We start from the raw sequence: 16,386 nt of genomic DNA on the forward strand, positions 1-16,386 counted from the left end.
CGGCTCCTTCGCGAAGGTGGGGTCGGGCTCGGCCGCGTCAGACGGCGACCTCCTCCTCCTTCTCGGCGGCGGTGTCGGTGGTGTCGGCGCCATCGGTGGCGTCGGTCGGCGCCGGCTTGCTGTCCCGCATCACCAGGGTGGCGAGGACGGCCGCCGCGAGGACGCCGATGGCGCTGATGGTGAAGGTGGTGGACATCGAGGAGGCGAAGGCCTCCTTGGCCGCGTCGACCAGACCGGCGTCGCCCTGGGCGGCGGCCAGTGCGCCACCGATCGACTGCTTGGCCTGCTCGGGGGCGTCGGCCGGCATCGCGGTGCGGAAGGTGCTGGTGAGGAGCGAGCCGAGGATGGCGATGCCGAGGGCCGTGCCGGCCTGCTGGATGGTGTCGTTGAGGGCGGAGCCGACGCCCGCCTTCTCCGCGGGGATGGTGCTCATCAGGGCGCCGACGGCGGCCGGCATCGCGAGGCCGGCACCCAGGCCCAGGAGGCCGAGGGCGACGGCCGGGACGGTGAAGCCGGACTGCGCGTCGACCGTGGTCAGCAGGGCGAAGGAGCCGGCCATGGTCAGCATGCCGGCCAGGATGAGGAGGCGGTTGCCGATCTTCGCGGCGAGGCCGGCGCCGGCGCCGTTGCCGATGAGGGCGGCGACGGCGAGCGGGACGAAGGCGAGACCCGCCTTGACCGGCGAGTAGCCGAGGACGAACTGCAGGTACTGGGTGAGGACCAGGAGCAGGCCGCCGTTGCCGATCTGCACGAGGGTCAGCGAGAGCGAACCGCCGCTGAAGTTGCGGTGCTTGAAGAGGACCAGCGGCACCATCGGCTCGGGGGTGACGTTCTCCCAGATCACGAACCCGGCGAGGGCGACGACCGCGACGGCCAGGGTGAGCAGGCCGCGGCCCTCGAAGGCGCCGTGCTGCGGGATCTCGATGATCCACCAGATCATCGCGGTCATGCCGACCACGGAGAGGATCGCGCCGAGCGGATCGGGCTTCTGCCACGGCCCCTTCGACTCGGGCATCAGGGTGAGGGCGGCGAGGACGGCGAGGACGACGACCGGGACGTTGATGAAGAAGATCGACTGCCAGGTGAAGTGGTCGATCAGGAAGCCGCCCAGGACCGGGCTGCCGACCAGACCGAGCATCGAGACCGAGCCCCAGGCGGCCATCGCCTTGGGCCGCTCGTCCTCGTCGAAGACGGTGATCAGGATGGAGAGCGTCGAGGGCATGATCAGCGCGCCTCCGATGCCCATGGCGACCCGGGCGGCGATGACCTCGCCGGGGGTGGTGCAGACCGTCGCGGCCAGCGAGGCCGCGCCGAAGAGCAGCAGGCCGATGATCATGACCTTCCGGCGGCCGAAGCGGTCACCGAGGCTTCCCGAGGTGAGCAGCAGTCCCGCGAAGACCAGGATGTAGGAGTCCAGGATCCACTGGATGTCCTGGGCGCTCGCCCCGATGTCCTCCGTCATGGACGGGACGGCGACGGTGAGCGCCATGCTGTCGACCACCAGGACCAGGGTGCTGAGGCACAGCACGACCAGGATCCACCAGCGGCGTGGGTTGCGGGTTCGGGTTTCCACGGGACTTCCCCCTCGGCTTCGGAAGCGCTCGGCTTCCGTCGGCGCTCGTCTTCCTTCGATGCGAACACTGTACGCAGCTGCGCACAGTGTTCGCAACCCCCGATCGCTGTACGCTGGATGCGAACGTTGTACGCAGGGTCGCGCCCCGGGCCACCCCGGGGCCGTACGCAGCAAAGGAGGACCATGGCCGCCAAGGCGAATCCCGTTCCGTCCGTGTGGGCACGACAGCAGGCCGCCCCCGATCAGCCCGCGCTCAGCCGGGCCTCGATCGTCCGCGAGGCGATCGTCATGCTCGACGCCGACGGCATCGAGGCGCTGAGCATGCGCAAGCTCGGCGCCCGCCTGAACGCGGGCGCGACCTCCCTCTACCGCCATGTCGCGACCAAGGACGAGCTGATGGAGCTCGCCGTGGACGAGGTCGCGGCCGAGTTCACCGTGCCGCCGCCGGGCGGCCCCTGGCGCGCCGCCGTCACCGAGGCGGCGGTCTCGTTCCGGGCCACGGCCCTGCGCCACCCGTGGCTGTCGTCCGTCCTCGGGCAGGCGGGCCTCGCCTATCTGGGCCCCAACCTGATGTCGTACTCGGAACGGCTCGCCGGTCTGTTCGCGGCCGCCCGCTTCCCGGAGCCGAGCCGGGCGATCGACACGGTCCTGTCGTATGTGATCGGCATGAGCACGACGGAGGCGGCCTGGCTCATCACGGTCGCGCGCTCCGGGCGGACGGAGGGGGACCTCATCGCCGGCCTGATGCCCGCCGCGCAGGAGGCGGCGGCCGGACACGACCATCTGACCGAGGCGTACGCGGACGCCGCGGTGCACGCGCCGATCGACCCGGTCGCGATCCGGGACGAGAAGTTCTTCTACGGGCTCGAGGTGGTCCTGGACGGCCTGGAGATGCGGCTGCCGCGCTGAGGGGAGGCGGGGGCTTTCGTGGCGGGGGCTTTCGTGGCAGGGGCTTTCGTGGCGGGGGCCTCGGCGGCAGCGCCGGGTGTCCGCCGGCCCGTGGTCGGGTCCGCGCGCGGCCACAGCCTCGCCGCGCCCGCGGCCCCCGCAAGCGCCACGGCGGTGAGTACGGCCGCCGAGACGGCCGGCCCGGTCGTCGCGGCCAGCGAGCCGGCGAGCGGGTAGGTGAGCAGCCAGCAGGCGTGCGAGAGGGAGAACCGGGCCGCGAAGGCGGCGGGCAGGTCGCCGCTCCGGACGGAGCCGCGCACCACCCGGCCGCCCGGGGTGAGCACGGCCGAGCCCGCGGCGCCCGTGACCAGCCAGACCGCGAGCAGGGCGGGCCAGGACCAGGCTCCGGGCGCGACCGCGAGGCCGAGGGCGAGCAGCCCCAGGGCGCCGGGCAGCACGAAGGCGGCCCGCACCATGACCGCGCGGTCGGTGCCCCGTTCCAGGACGCGCGGCAGCAGCAGGGCCACCGCCATCGAGCCCGCGCCGTACGCGCCGAGGGCGAGGGGTACGTCCCCGGCGGGGCGGTCGAGGGTGTCGCGGACGAGGATCACGGTGTCGACGAGGACGACGGCCCCGGCGGCCGCGACGGCCAGGTCGAGGGCGAGGAGGGCGCGCAGCCGCGGGGCGGCGAGAACGAGCCGGATCCCGGAGAGCGCCCTGGCGTACGCACGGGGGCAGGGGACCGCGCCACCGGCGGGCTTCGACTCCATGCCCGGCTCCATGCCCGGCTCCGGCTCGGAGTCCGGGTCGGGCTCGGAGTCCGGGTCGGGCAGGGCCGTCGTGCGGACCAGGAGGGCGGAGGCGACGAACCCCGCGGCGGTGCCGGCGAAGAGCCAGGTGTACGGGACGACCGTCAGCAGCGCGGCGGCGAGCACCGGGCTCGCCAGGCTCTCCAGGTCGTAGGCGAGCCGGGCCAGCGACAGGGCGCCGGTGTAGTCGCGTTCGTCGGGCAGCACCTGCGGGATCGTCGCCTGGAAGGCCGGCGTGAAGGCGGCCGAGGCGGCCTGGAGCAGCAGGATGAGGACGTACACCTGCCAGACGCGGGTGACGAACGGCAGGGCGAGCACGACCGCCGCGCGCGCCAGGTCCATGGAGACGAGCAGCGCCCGCCGGGGTACGCGGTCGGCGAGGGCGGCGACGAGCGGGGCGAGGACGACGTACGCGGCCATCTTGATCGCGAGGGCGGTGCCGAGGACGGCGGCGGCGTTCGCGCCCGCCAGGTCGTACGCGAGGAGGCTCAGGGCCACGGTCGCCAGGCCGGTGCCGGTGAGGGCGACGACCTGGGCGCCGAACAGACGGCGGTAGGTGGGGTTGCGCAGCACGGACAGCATGAGGACGCCCCCGGTCGGCCACGGCGGACTGCGGACGTCACCAACGTAGCGGACATGTGCACACTTGCGCACATGTTGATGTCAGGGGGCCCGGTGCGGCCCTCAGTCGTGCCAGGGCTCGCCGCTCACCTCGTGATCGGCGCGGCTGATCGCCTCGACCACGAGCCGCTTCAGATGCCCGTCCGGCATGGCGTACACGACCCGGCGTCCGTCCTTGCGGGACTGGACGAGCCCGGCGAGCCGCAGCTTGGCCAGGTGCTGGCTGACGGCGGGGCGCGCGGCACCGCAGGCCTCCGTCAGGGCGGTCACATCGGCCTCGCCGCGGGTGAGCAGCCAGACCAGGTGCAGCCGGGTGGGGTCGGAGAGCAGGCCGAACACCTCTGCCGCCGCCGAGAGTTCGAGCGCCCCCGGCGTCCGCTCGTGCGGCCGGGACGCGGCCGCGGCCGCGGGATCTACGCGCTCAGACATGGGCCCATCGTAGGCAGGCGGACCGGCGGCCCTCAGCCGCCCGCGCCCTGGACCGTACCCAGGAAGCGGATGTGGGGAGGCCCGTCCGGGTCGGGGCGGGTCACGGCGGCACGGACGCGGTAGACATCGGCGATCAGCTCCTCGGTGAGGACCTCGCCCGGTGTGCCGGAGGCGACCACGCGGCCGCGTGCGAGGACCACCAGCCGGTCGCAGTACATCGCCGCCAGGTTGAGGTCGTGCAGGGCGACGACGGCGGTGAGGCGCAGCTCGGCGACGAGGTCCAGGAGGTCCAGCTGGTGCTGGATGTCGAGGTGGTTGGTGGGTTCGTCGAGGAGCAGCTCGCGCGGCTCCTGGGCGAGGGCGCGGGCGATCTGGACGCGCTGGCGTTCACCGCCGGAGAGGGTGCGCCAGGGCTGCCGGGCCCGGTCGGTGAGCCCGGTGCGGGCGAGGGCGGAGCGGACGGCGGTCTCGTCGGCCGCCGAGGCGGGGGTCCAGGCGCGGCGGTGCGGGACGCGGCCGAGGCGTACGACCTCGGCGACGGTCAGATCGGTCTGGGTGTCGGCCTGTTGCTCGACGGTGGCGAGGCGCCGGGCCACGGCCCGGCGGCCGAGCGACCCGAGGGGATCGCCGTCGAGGGTGACGACCCCGGAGTCCGGGGCGAGGACGCCGGCGAGCAGCCTGAGCAGCGTCGACTTCCCCGAACCGTTGGGTCCGAGGAGCCCGGTGACGGTTCCGGGGGTGAGGGTGACGCCGACCCCGTCGAGGACGAGGACGCCACCGAGGCGACGGGAGACACGATCGGCCCGGAGCCCGGCGGTGGGCGGGTGGGGCGCCGGGGTGGTCACGGTGGCCTCGGCGGCTGCGCGGGAACCGGCCGCCGGCGGGTTCGTCGTCATCGCGCTCCACCCCTGGTGCGGTACAGGACGAGCACGAACGCCGGTACGCCGATCAGCGACGTCACCACACCCACCGGCACCTCCTGCGGGTCGAGGACCGTCCGGGCGAGCGTGTCGGCCCACACCAGGAACACCGCGCCCGTCACGGCCGTGACCGGCAGCAGCCTCGCGTGGCCCGGGCCCGCGAGCGCCCGCGCCGCGTGCGGCAGTACGAGGCCGACGAAGCCGATCGCTCCGGCGGCGGAGACCAGGGCCGCCGTCAGGAGGGCGGTGACGCACAGCAGGACGAGCCGGGTCCGGAGGACGGCGACGCCGAGCGCCGCCGCTGCCTCCTCGCCGAACGCGAACGCGTCCAGGGTCCTCGCGTGTCCGCCGCAGATCAGCAGCGCCACCGCGAGCACCGCGCCGCACACGCCCACATCGCCCCAGCCCGCCCCGCCGAGCGAGCCGAGCAGCCAGAACAGCACCCCGCGGGTGGTCTCGGCGTCCGCCGCCGTCATCACGACGAACGAGGTGAGGGCGGAGAAGAGCTGCATCGCGGCGACGCCCGAGAGGACCACGCGGTCCGTCGAGCCGCCGAGCGTGTGGCTCAGGAGCAGCACGAGGGCGAAGGAGCACACCGCCCCGAGGAACGCCCCTCCGGTGACGGAGACGACTCCCCCGCCGACCCCGAGGACGACGACGGCGACCGCTCCGGTCGAGGCGCCGGAGGAGACGCCGAGGACGAAGGGGTCGGCGAGCGGATTGCGCAGCAGCGACTGCATCACCGCCCCGCAGACCGCGAGTCCGGCGCCGCAGACCGCGGCGAGGAGGGTGCGGGGCAGCCGCAGGTCCCACACGATGCCGTCCCGGATCGGTGAGACGTCCGGGACTCCCCCGGCGAGATGGGCGGCGACCACGGACCACACGTCGCCGACGCCGATGTCCGCCGGACCGATGGTGATCGCCACGGCGACGGAGCCGGCCAGGACGGCGAGCCCCACCACCGTCCACAGCAGCGCCGCACCCCCTCCCCGTACGACCGCCGCCGACCGGGTGAGCGGTGTCGCGGTCACTTCGCGAGACCGTACGAGCGGAGCGCCGCCGCCACCTTCTCGACGGCGTCGACCGTGCGGACGGTCGGGTTCATCGCCTGGCCGCTGAGCAGCACGTACCGCTTCTTCCGTACCGCCGTCATGTTCCGGGTGACCGGGTCCGACTCCAGGAACTCGATCTTCTTGGCGGCGCTCTCGGCCGACTGCGAGCGCCTGGTCAGGTCGCCGATGACGAGGACGTCGGGGTCTCGGTCGACGACGGTCTCCCAGTTGATCTGGGGCCACTCGGCGCGCGTGTCGTCGAAGACGTTCTTCGCGCCGAGGGTCCGGGTGACGATCCCGGGGGCGCCGCAGCAGCCCGCCATGTAGGGCGCTTCCGCGTTGGCGAACCAGTAGAGGACCGTGACGTCCTCGAAGTCTCCGGCGGAAGCGGCCTTCTCCACCCGGGACTTGAGGGAGGCGACGAGCTTCTCGCCGCGCTCAGGCACCGCGAAGACCCGGGCCAGGTCACGGATCTCGCCGTACACCGTCTCCATGGTCAGCGGCCGGGTACGGACTCCGTCGCCGTCGCCGCTGTTGTCCTTGCCGACGCAGTCGGTGGGCGAGAGGTAGGTGGGGACGCCGAGCTTCTCGAAGCGCTCCCGGGGCGCCACTCCACCCTTGCCGAGGGTGTACGAGAAGGAGGCCGCCGCGAAGTCGGGTTCGGCGTCGAGGACCTTCTCGAAGGAGGGGTAGCGGTCGGCGAGGCGCGGTACCTTCGCGTTCTCCTTCTCCAGGCCCTTGAGCACCGGGTCCGTCCAGGTGGCGGTGCCGGCCATGCGGTCGGCGAGGCCGAGGGAGAGCATGATCTCCGCCGCGCCCTGGTCGAGGGCGACGGCCCGCCGCGGGGCCCGGTCGACCGTGACCCGCTGTCCGCAGTTGTCGTCGAGGGTCACGGGATACCCCGTCCCGGGAGCCCCGGCGCCCTTACCGGCGTCCTTCGAGGAGGGGGCGGCGGTCCCGCCCCCGCACCCGGTCGCGGCCAGAAGCAGGACACCGGCCGTCAGGAACAGCGCGGCGGAGCAGGCGGGGTGTGCGAGCGGCACGGGAACTTCCTCTGCGGCCACGGCTCATACGCGGAGCCTGTCGTACGGTGCTCCCCGTACGACAGCGTGCCGCCGGGGCCGCCAGCAGGTCTTCGGACTCGGGGTCAGCCGGACGGAGCGCCTTCCCGGGCCCGTCGTGCCGCCCAGTGGCCGATGCTCCGCCCGTCGCCCTCACCGCTGCGCGTCAGTTCCGGTCTCGCACCGGATTCCCTGACCCGTGCACGTACCCGTTCGGGTGCGTACATAGGTGCGACTGGCCTCGGCACAGTACCACCGGCGCACGCCCCCGCCCGGGGCCCGGCCCACCCGTCAGACGCGCAGTTCCTTCGCCTCGAACCGGCCGTCGCCGAGGACCAGGACGAAGGAGACCTGCTGCCCCTCGGAGAGCGTCCGGCCCTCGCCCTCGATGTCCTCGGCGCTGAAGTACACCTGCTCCTCGGAGCCCACGGGGACGACGAACCCGTACCCGCCGGCACGATTGAAGGACTGCACGAACCCTTTGCTTCTGCCTTCCACGGCGGCCTCCTCGTCGTCGTCACCGGGGGCGCGGCGGAGGGGCGAGAACCCCGGTCGACCGCATCCGCGCCTCAGGGGACTTGTACCCCGTACGGCCGCCCTTCGCCCGTCGGCGGGGCGCCCCCGAGCCCCCTGCGGCACCCTCCCACGGTCCTGATGGCGGGGTCGGGTCCGTACCCGTTCCCGGCGGCGGGGGGAAGCGGCGCGGGTGGTGCAGACCACTCCCCCGCATCTCGTAGAATATTCAACAGAGGCCCGGTGCCGGAGATCCCCCGTGTCCGGCACCGGGCCTCTTCCTACCGTCTCCCGTCAGGCCCTGCCGCCCGGGTACGCGATCCTCGCCGTGATCGCGGCGATGCGCCGTGCCGACTCCTCCGGGGACGCCACCGGCTGGACGATGTGGCCGACGGCGAGCCGCACGATCGTCTCGACCGCGAGTCCGCGGGACCCCTCGTCCACATCGGGCCAGACCTCGTCCACATCGGGCCAGGCCTCGACCGCGTACGCGTCGAGCATCGTCATGGCCGCACCGAAGACCGGTTCCGGGCCGCGAGTCGACCAATCAACCGCGACCTGATCGATATTCGATCATTCGACACTTTTCCATTGACTCGCTCATCGGCCACACCTAGCTTCTGGCGGCACCAGACCTCGAGAAAGGTGTCGCGTCATGACCATGGAGGCATTCCCGGGGCGGCGTGCGACGGTCGGTGGGCTCATCGCCGTCGCGCTCGCCCTCGCCGGCAGCGTCGCCCTTCCCACCGCGCCCGCCTCGGCCGCCGGGAGCACCACCTACGTGGACTGCTCGCGTCCGGCCGCCGGCGACGGCAGCCAGGCCTCGCCGTTGAACAGCATCGCCCAGGCCAACGGGAGGACGTACGCGGCCGGGGACACCCTCGCCTTCGCGTCCGGCACCACCTGCACCGGTTCCCTCGCCCCCAAGGGCAGCGGCACCGCCACCGCCCCCATCACGCTGACGGGTTACGGCACCGGCGCACTGCCCGTGATCGACGGCGGCGGCGCGCCGGACGTCGTCTCCCTGACCAATCAGGACCACTGGCGGATCAGCAAGCTGAAGCTGACCAACCCCGCCGCCTCCCTCGCCCGTCGTACCGGACTGCGGATCTCAGCGACCGACGGACAGGCACACCGCGGCTTCGACATCGGCGATCTGGTCGTCGACCGGGTCGCCGGCCAGACGAACAAGAACAGCCCGACCACCGAGGACTTCGTCCAGTCCGCCGGCATCGTCACGGGGGCGAGCGGCACCGGCTCGACCCTCCACGACGTCCACGTCCACCACAACCGGATCACCGACACCGGCGGGGGCGGCCTCAAGATCCGGGTCGGCGCCATGGCGGTCAAGGGCTCCGGGGTCCTGATCGAGCACAACGTCATCAAGGACGTCGGCGGCGACGGCATCATCGCGAGCTACGCCGACGCGCCCCTGATCCAGTACAACAACGCCTCCGGCGTCGGCAACGGCGTCTACCCCTTCTCCGGCGGCAACTTCGCCGGCATCTGGGTGCTCGGCGACCACAACCCGACCATCCAGAAGAACGCCGTGTACGGCATCACCAGGATGTCCGTGGCCGACAGCCAGGCCTTCGACTGCGACTGGGGCAACACCGGCACCTGTCTGATCCAGTACAACTTCAGCCGCGACAACATCGGCGGCTTCTTCCTCGACTGCGACGGGTGCGGCACCATCGGCGGCGCCCAGCAGGTCATCCGCTACAACATCTCCGAGAACGACTGCCGGATGAGCAGCGTCAGCGCGGGCCGGTCCGCGCTGCGCATGTACAACAACGTCCTCTACTGCACGGACAAGAAGTTCAGCATCACCCTCCCCGACGAGAGCGTCGTCGAGAACAACATCTGGGTGGGCACCACCGACTCCCGGCTGCCGACGGCCGCGGGGATCTCCTGGCTCTGGAACGTCTTCCAGGGCGTGCCGAGGCCGACCGCCAACGGCATCGTGGGCGACCCGCACTTCGTGAACCCGGGTACGGGCGGCGACTCGCTCGACTCCGCCGACGGGTACAAGCTCCGCGGCACGTCGCCTGCGCTGAACAACGGCTCCGTGATCAGCGGCAGCGGGGGCCGCGACTACTGGGGGAACCCGGTGTCCGCGACCACCAAGCCGCACCGCGGCGCCTACAACGGCCCCGGCCTGTAGCCCGCTCGCACCCCCGGCGATCGGTGTCAGGCGCCGGGGGTGCTCGTCCCCGTCAGCCACGGGGCGGCGGCCGCGAGCAGGGCGGTCACGCCGAGCGGGATCGTCGGCCCGGGCACGGGGGCGAAGTGCGGCGAGTGGTTGGCGGGGACGGTGTCGGGGAGGCCGTCCTCCAGGAGCGAGCCGGGGTCGATGCCCGCGTAGAGGGCGGGGTCGGCGCCGCCGAAGTGCCAGAAGACGGAGGGGACACCGAGAGCGGTCCCGAAGGTGCCGAAGTCCTCGCTGCCGGTGATGATCTGAGTGAGCGTGAAGACCCGTCCCACGCCCAGGACTTCGGCGAGGGAGTCCTGCACGACGGCGGTCGCCGCCGCGTCGTTGACGGTGACGGGGAAGGAGTTGAGCGGGCTGAACTCGGGCTCCTTGGGGGCGCCCGAGGCGACTGCCTCGGCCCGCACGATGCGCGTGACGGCGGCGAGGATCCGGTCCCGTACGGCCGGGGTCGTCGAGCGGACGTTGATCCACAGTTCGGCGGTGTCCGGGATGATGTTCTCCTTCGTCCCGGCGTGCAGCGAGCCGACGGTGACGACACCGGTCTGGGCGGGTCCGATCTCCCGGGAGACCACCGTCTGCAGCCGCATCACGACCGCCGCCGCGAGCACCACGGGGTCGACGGCCGTCTCCGGGGAGGAGCCGTGGCCGCCCCGGCCGAAGAGGGTCACCCGGAAGTTGTCGGAGGCCGCCATCACCGGTCCCGGCCGGGTCCCGACGAAGCCGACCGGGGCGGGAGCCACGTGCTGGCCGAGACAGACCTCGGCGCGCGGGAAGCGGTCGAGGAAGCCGTCCTCGATCATGGCGGGCGCGCCGCCGACCTCCTCGGCGGGCTGGAAGACGGCGACGACGGTGCCGTGCCAGGCCTCCCGCCGGGCGGCGAGCTGGGCGGTGGCGCCGAGCAGACAGGTGACGTGCATGTCGTGCCCGCAGGCGTGCATGACGGGCACCTCGTTGCCGTCGGGGTCGGTGCCGGTGGCGGTGGACGCGTACGGGAGTCCGGTCTCCTCCTTGACGGGGAGGGCGTCCATGTCGGCGCGGAGCAGGACGACGGGGCCGGGGCCGTTGGCGAGGACGCCGACGACTCCGGTGCCTCCGACGCCCTCGGTGACCTCCCAGCCCTGGGCCCGCAGCTGCCCGGCGACGACACCGGCGGTGCGGAACTCCTGGAACGAGAGCTCGGGGTGGGCGTGCAGGTCCTCGTAGAGGGCGAGCAGCGCGGGCAGCCGCGCGTCGAGCCCGGAGAGGAGCGGGGCGACGTGCGTGGCGGCGGTCTCGACGGTCATGCGGAGTCCTTTGCGGTGCGGAGGGTGGGGTACGACGGCGGTTCGTCGGCGGCGGCGCGGAAGGCGGCCGCGTCCTGGGGGGTGAGGCAGGCCATGACGGCGGCGATCAGCGCGCCGAGGACGAGGAAGCCGAAGGCGACCTGGAAGGAGAAGGCGTCGGCGAGGGCGCCCATGACGGGTGGGGCGATCATTCCGGCGATCTGACCGCCGAAGATGACGACGGCGCTGCCCACGCCCACGGACGCCGGGGAGAGACCGGCGAGAGGGACGGCGAAGATCGGCATGTACGCGAGGGAGGCGGCGAAGACGGCGACGGTGCCGAAGACGACGAAGCCGAGGACGGACGGCGCGTTCGCCATGAGGAGCAGGGCGACGGCCGCCACGGTCATACCGGGGACGATGATCCTGCGGTGGTGGCCGCCGAGCCGGTCGGCGAGCCGTCCGCCGAGGACGGTGGCGAGCGCGGCGCCGAGCGCGGGGACGGCGATGAGGGCTCCGGCGGAGGTGAGGGAGACGCCGTGTTCCTCGCTGAGATAGGATGGGACCCAGGTGTTGAGGCCCCAGACGATGGTGTTGTAGCCGAACATCATGAGGGCGAAGCGCCACAGGACGCCCTTGCGCAGGATCGCGCGGAGGGCGGGACGGGCGGTCTCTCCACCGGCATCTCCACCGGCGTCCTCGGCACTGTCCGTACGGGGCAGCGGGGCCGGGAGCCAGAGGCGCACGGCGACGAGGGCGAGAATGCCGAGGGCGGCGGTCGACCAGAAGGCCGAGCGCCAGCCGAAGACGGCGACGAGCGGGGCCACGGCCAGCGGGGTGATGACGGCGGCGAGGGCGTTGGAGCTCATGACCGTGCCGTTGGCGCTCATGCGTTCCTCGGGCCGGGTGCGCTCGACCAGGACCTTCATGGCGGCGGGCGGGAAGATCCCCTCGGCCGCGCCGAAGGCGAAGCGCAGGGCGAGCAGCACGGCGAAGGACCAGGCGAGGCCGGTGAGGGCGGTGAAGACCGACCAGGTGAGCAGTGCCCAGAGGGTCACCCGCCGGCCGCCGAACCGGTCGGCGAGCAGGCCGCCGGGGATCTGGCAGAGGGCGTAGGCGAGGAAGAAGGCGGAGACGACGAGGCCCTGCTGGGTGCGGTCGAGGTCGAACTCGGCTCCGAGGGAGGGCAGGACGAGGTTGATCACGAGCCGGTCGGCGTAGTCGACCAGCCATGCCGCGAAGAGCAGGACGACCGTGACGCGGACGGTTCTGCGGTGCGCGGACGGCGCCGCCGGGGACGCGGGAAGGGTCGGAGCAGGCACGGTACTCCTCTCGCCGGTGGCCGAATCTGGTGGTCGGCCGGAAGTGCCCCTACGATCCGGTCCGTGAGCGAGAGCCCTTTCGAATTGCCGGAAAGCATCACTGGATCCGCCTCCGGGCCGGATTCCGGCACGGAGGGTGCCGTCGCGGGCTTCTCCGAGCTGGATCTGGCGCTGATCGACGCGCTGCAGGCGGCCCCTCGGGCCCCGTGGACCCGGATCGGACAGGCGCTCGGCGTGAACGCGACGACGGCCGCCCGCCGCTTCGAACGCCTCCGTGCCGAAGGGCTCGCCTGGGTCACCGCGTACGACGCGGCGAAGACGGCCACGGTCGCCTATGTGGAGGTGCGGTGCCGGCCGCGCGCCTTCGACCGGGTGAGTGCGGCGGTGACGGCACTGCCCTGGGTGTTCAGCGTCGACGAGACGGCCGGGGACTTCGACCTGTTCCTCTCCGTCGCCGCCCCGGACCTGCCGTCGCTCGGGCGCGCGGTGCACCGGGGAATCGGCGGGCTGCGCGGGGTCCGCTCGACCCGGACCCGGCTGGGCATCACGCTGTACGGGGAGGGACGCGACTGGCGGATGCGGGCGATGAACCCCGCCGAGCGGGCCGGCCTGGGCGGGGCGGCGACCGCCCGGCCGCGCACCTACAGCACCCATCTCCACGAGCGGCCGTCGCCACAGGACCAGGCTCTGCTCACCGCACTCGGCGCCGACGGGCGGCTCGGGTACGGGGAGTTGGGGGCGCTCACGGGGATGAGTGAGCACACGGCGAGGCGCCGGCTCCAGCGGATGATCCGCGACGGGGACATCACCCTGCGCTGCGATCTGGCGCACCCGATGGCGGGGCTCTCCACGATGGTGGTCTACCGGACATCGGTACCGCACGCCCTCCTGGAGCAGACGGGAAACGCCCTCGCCCGGCTGGAGCAGGTGCGGATGTGCGTGTCGGTGAGCGGCCCGTACAACCTGCTCGTCCTGGTCTGGCTGCACGGTCTGGGTGCGGTGGACCCCTTCGAGGCGCTGCTCGCGGAGCGCTTTCCGGCCCTGGAGGTACGGGACCGGACGGTGGCCCTGCACTCCCCGAAGCGCATGAGCTGGCTCCTCGACGAGCACGGTCGGGCCACCGGCAGGGTCCCGCTGGGGCTGCCCGAGCACTGAGACGCCGGGGCGAGGGAGGTGCCACGGCGCGCCGTCGCTCCCGTTTGGACCCGGTCGGGGGTGGGGCCGGGGGGAGACGGCGGTGCGCCGTGGCACCGGTCTGGAGGGGGTGTTACGAGGCGATGCTCGGGTCCGGGTCGAGGGCGGGGGCCGCGTCGCCGAGCACGTCGACCGGGCTCGCGGGGCCGGGCTCGCCGGGGTGGACCGCGCAGGAGAGGGCGGTGGCCTGGCGGAGGGTCTCCGTCAGGTTCTGCCAGTCGAGGGCGGGCCGGGTGTCGGAGCGGCCGAGGACGAGGGAGGCGTTCCAGCGCATCCGGGGCACGCCGGGGAGCGGGCGCAGTCCCCCGGCCTCCTGGTGGGAGGCGGCGAGGGCCATGGGGAGCATGGCGCAGCCGAGGCCGGACTGGGTGGCGGCGCGGACGCCCGCCATGGAGCCGAGTTCGTGTATCTCGGGCGGGCTGTCGCAGCGCAGCCGGAGGAATTCGGGGAGCCAGCGCTGGGAGGGACAGTCGGGATCGGCGATGACGACCTGTCGGCCGAGGTTGCCGCGTCGGTGGCCGACGCTGGTGACGGGGATGAACTCGACTTCCTGGAGGCGCACTTCGGTCAGTTCGTCGGAGCGCTCGGTGTGCAGCTGGTCGGCGAACCGGACGGCCGGGTCCTCGGCGTCGACGACGGTGAGGACGAGGGCGCCGTCGATCGCGCCGGCCCGGAAGGCGTCGTGGACCTCGGCGGTTCCCATGACGCGCAGGGCGAGTTGGACGCCGGAGAGGAGCCGTCGCCCGATGTGGGTGACCCGGGCGAGCTGCTGTCCGTACGCGAGGGCGGGGACGATGCCCACGGTCAGCCGGGGCGGGTTGGCCGCGGGCCGGCGCAGGGCGGTCTCCATCTCACCGACGAGGGTGAGGATCTGGCGGGCGTAGTCGCACAGGACGGTGCCGGCGCGGGTGAGCCGGACGCCGTTGGGGAGCCGTTCGAAGACGGGCTCGCCGACCTGCCGCTCCAGGGCACGCATCTGTGCCGTGACGCTGGACTGCGAGTACCCGAGGCGTCGTGCCGCCTGGGTGAACGACCCGGTCAGGGTCACCTCACGGAAGGTCCGAAGGGTTCTTGCGTCGATGTCCACGTGAAATTCCCCCCTGCCGCGCAGGCGGCAGTTCCTCGCACCAGGTGGTTGGTCGTCCACCCGCTTCGATCGCCCCAGTCGGTTGTCACACAAGCCGCAGGGGTGCCGGACGCCCCTTCGCGCCCGGCACCCCTGCACGGCCGCGAAGACTCTACTCGGCGAGCTGGGCCGGGACCAACGGAAAGTCCAAGTCCGGCTGCGCTACGTGGTTGAAGAAGTTCGACAGCACGTTGAGCGCGACGTGGCCGACGATCTCGGCGATCTCGGCGTCGGTCACGCCGGCGGCGCGGGCGTCGACGAGGGCCGCGTCGGTGACGCGGCCGCCGGTGGCCATGACGGCGCCGGCGAAGCGGAGCACCTGGTCCATGTGCGGGTCGCCGGAGTCGGTGCCGTGGCGGGTGTCGAGCAGCTCCCGATCGCTCAGGCCGACCTTGCCGCCGCGCAGGGTGTGCGCGGAGACGCAGTACGTGCAGTCGTTGTGCTGGGCGATGAAGAGCGCGAGCTGCTCGCGCTGCCGGGCGCTGAAGCTGCCGCCGACGAGGGCCTCGCGCATGGCGAGGTATCCGCGGAGGGCGGCGGGGCCGTTGGCGAGGGCGGCGTACAGGTTGGGCAGTTTGCCGAGCTGCTTGAGGGTGCCTTCGAGCAGCTCGCGCTGCTCCTCGTTGGCGGTCTCTACGGTCAGTTGGGGCAGGCGGGGCATGGAGCTCTCCTTGAGCCGGACCAAGACGGAACTGATCGGTACCATCCAGACGGTACCGATCGGTTCCATCTGGCGCAACGGGAGGCAGCCACTCCCCTTTTGCTTGCAGGATCACCTATACGGCACCGAGTGGTACCGTCTGGTATGGCCACGAACGCGAAAGAACGGCTCCTCAGCGCGGCGGAGCGTCTGTTCTACGAAGAGGGGATCCGGGCCGTCGGCATCGAGCGGATCCTGTCCGAGTCCGGAGTGGGCCGCGCCTCCTTCTACCGCCACTTCCCCAGCAAGGACGATGTCGTCGTCGAGGTCCTGCGGCGCCGGGACGGCATGTGGCGCGCCTGGCTCGACGGCCGGATCGCGGTGAGCGAGCGCTCCCCCGAGGAGCTTCCGCTGGCGCTCTTCGACGGGCTCGCGGAACGCTTCGCCGCGGCCTCGTTCCGCGGCTGCGCCTTCATCAACACGATGGTCGAGACGGCCGATCCGGACAGCCCGGCCCACCATGTGGCGGCCGAGCACAAGGAGAAGGTCATCGCGGTCCTGGACCGCCTGCTCACCGAGGGCGGCTACCACGACCACGAGACCCTGGCCCGCCAGCTGGCCCTGCTCGGCGACGGAGCGATCGTGACGGCCCTCCGCGAGGGCACACCGGAGGCGGCGGTACGGGCCAGGGGCGTCGCGGAGATCCTGCTCCGGACGGCGGAGAGGGAGACGGCACGGGTGTAGGGGGCGGGCGAAGACACCCG

The 16,386-nt window shown here is 72.7% G+C and carries 16 protein-coding genes and 1 riboswitch; of the genes, 4 read left to right on the top strand and 12 right to left on the bottom strand.

Features of this window, described 5'->3' with window-relative positions:
- Positions 1 to 37: 37 nt before the first annotated feature.
- The gene (locus E0F75_RS34215; protein WP_229314858.1) at positions 38 to 1,573 is read right to left on the bottom strand and encodes an MFS transporter; all 1,536 of its coding nucleotides are present in this window, start codon (positions 1,571 to 1,573) and stop codon (positions 38 to 40) included.
- A 183-nt stretch (positions 1,574 to 1,756) separates the two neighbouring features.
- Here E0F75_RS34215 and E0F75_RS34220 point away from each other — a divergent pair, with 183 nt between their 5' ends.
- On the top strand, positions 1,757 to 2,482 hold the full coding sequence (locus E0F75_RS34220; RefSeq protein ID WP_229314859.1) for a TetR/AcrR family transcriptional regulator C-terminal domain-containing protein: 726 nt from the start codon (positions 1,757 to 1,759) through the stop codon (positions 2,480 to 2,482).
- On the opposite strand, the gene E0F75_RS34225 is transcribed toward E0F75_RS34220, so the two are convergent.
- From E0F75_RS34225 to E0F75_RS34255, 7 genes are all read right to left on the bottom strand, one after another.
- Positions 2,431 to 3,852, bottom strand: a complete 1,422-nt coding sequence (locus tag E0F75_RS34225) for an MFS transporter (RefSeq protein ID WP_229314860.1) — start codon at positions 3,850 to 3,852, stop codon at positions 2,431 to 2,433. The genes E0F75_RS34220 and E0F75_RS34225 overlap by 52 nt on opposite strands.
- A 102-nt stretch (positions 3,853 to 3,954) precedes the next feature.
- On the bottom strand, positions 3,955 to 4,320 hold the full coding sequence (locus E0F75_RS34230; protein ID WP_030326370.1) for a metalloregulator ArsR/SmtB family transcription factor: 366 nt from the start codon (positions 4,318 to 4,320) through the stop codon (positions 3,955 to 3,957).
- Positions 4,321 to 4,352: 32 nt separating this feature from the next.
- On the bottom strand, positions 4,353 to 5,216 hold the full coding sequence (locus tag E0F75_RS34235; RefSeq protein WP_229314861.1) for an ABC transporter ATP-binding protein: 864 nt from the start codon (positions 5,214 to 5,216) through the stop codon (positions 4,353 to 4,355).
- A complete protein-coding gene (locus E0F75_RS34240; protein WP_229314862.1) occupies positions 5,213 to 6,271 on the bottom strand; it encodes an iron ABC transporter permease in 1,059 nt (352 codons plus the stop codon). The genes E0F75_RS34235 and E0F75_RS34240 overlap by 4 nt, the downstream gene beginning before the upstream one ends.
- Entirely contained in the window at positions 6,268 to 7,335 is a 1,068-nt protein-coding gene (locus E0F75_RS34245) for an ABC transporter substrate-binding protein (RefSeq protein WP_229314863.1), read from the bottom strand. The genes E0F75_RS34240 and E0F75_RS34245 overlap by 4 nt, the downstream gene beginning before the upstream one ends.
- Positions 7,336 to 7,421: 86 nt before the next feature.
- Positions 7,422 to 7,547, bottom strand: a riboswitch (cobalamin riboswitch).
- Positions 7,548 to 7,644: 97 nt separating this feature from the next.
- A complete protein-coding gene (locus E0F75_RS34250) occupies positions 7,645 to 7,851 on the bottom strand; it encodes a cold-shock protein (protein ID WP_229314864.1) in 207 nt (68 codons plus the stop codon).
- A 309-nt stretch (positions 7,852 to 8,160) separates the two neighbouring features.
- Positions 8,161 to 8,433 (bottom strand): hypothetical protein, encoded by a 273-nt coding sequence (locus E0F75_RS34255; protein ID WP_308189632.1) that lies wholly within the window; start codon positions 8,431 to 8,433, stop codon positions 8,161 to 8,163.
- A gap of 88 nt (positions 8,434 to 8,521) precedes the next feature.
- On the opposite strand from E0F75_RS34255, the gene E0F75_RS34260 reads away from it, so the two are divergent.
- On the top strand, positions 8,522 to 10,030 hold the full coding sequence (locus tag E0F75_RS34260) for a right-handed parallel beta-helix repeat-containing protein (RefSeq protein ID WP_229314866.1): 1,509 nt from the start codon (positions 8,522 to 8,524) through the stop codon (positions 10,028 to 10,030).
- A gap of 26 nt (positions 10,031 to 10,056) precedes the next feature.
- Here the strand turns inward: E0F75_RS34260 and E0F75_RS34265 are convergent, their stop codons facing one another.
- Both E0F75_RS34265 and E0F75_RS34270 read right to left on the bottom strand, forming a co-directional pair.
- Positions 10,057 to 11,361, bottom strand: a complete 1,305-nt coding sequence (locus E0F75_RS34265) for an amidohydrolase (protein WP_229314867.1) — start codon at positions 11,359 to 11,361, stop codon at positions 10,057 to 10,059.
- The gene (locus E0F75_RS34270; RefSeq protein WP_229314868.1) at positions 11,358 to 12,662 is read right to left on the bottom strand and encodes an MFS transporter; all 1,305 of its coding nucleotides are present in this window, start codon (positions 12,660 to 12,662) and stop codon (positions 11,358 to 11,360) included. Before E0F75_RS34270 ends, E0F75_RS34265 begins: the two co-directional genes overlap by 4 nt.
- 63 nt (positions 12,663 to 12,725) lie before the next feature.
- Here E0F75_RS34270 and E0F75_RS34275 point away from each other — a divergent pair, with 63 nt between their 5' ends.
- Positions 12,726 to 13,817 (top strand): Lrp/AsnC family transcriptional regulator, encoded by a 1,092-nt coding sequence (locus E0F75_RS34275; protein ID WP_229314869.1) that lies wholly within the window; start codon positions 12,726 to 12,728, stop codon positions 13,815 to 13,817.
- Between the two features lie 112 nt (positions 13,818 to 13,929).
- Here E0F75_RS34275 and E0F75_RS34280 read toward each other — a convergent pair whose 3' ends face one another.
- Together E0F75_RS34280 and E0F75_RS34285 are read right to left on the bottom strand one after the other, a co-directional pair.
- Positions 13,930 to 15,081, bottom strand: coding sequence for a LysR family transcriptional regulator (locus tag E0F75_RS34280; protein WP_308189630.1), 1,152 nt, complete (start codon positions 15,079 to 15,081; stop codon positions 13,930 to 13,932).
- Between the two features lie 13 nt (positions 15,082 to 15,094).
- Positions 15,095 to 15,643, bottom strand: coding sequence for a carboxymuconolactone decarboxylase family protein (locus tag E0F75_RS34285; RefSeq protein ID WP_229314871.1), 549 nt, complete (start codon positions 15,641 to 15,643; stop codon positions 15,095 to 15,097).
- A gap of 144 nt (positions 15,644 to 15,787) precedes the next feature.
- On the opposite strand from E0F75_RS34285, the gene E0F75_RS34290 reads away from it, so the two are divergent.
- On the top strand, positions 15,788 to 16,366 hold the full coding sequence (locus E0F75_RS34290) for a TetR/AcrR family transcriptional regulator (protein WP_229314872.1): 579 nt from the start codon (positions 15,788 to 15,790) through the stop codon (positions 16,364 to 16,366).
- Positions 16,367 to 16,386 lie beyond the last annotated feature (20 nt).

This window comes from Streptomyces sp. CB02980, assembly GCF_014451325.2.
In the GTDB taxonomy this organism is placed as follows: domain Bacteria; phylum Actinomycetota; class Actinomycetes; order Streptomycetales; family Streptomycetaceae; genus Streptomyces.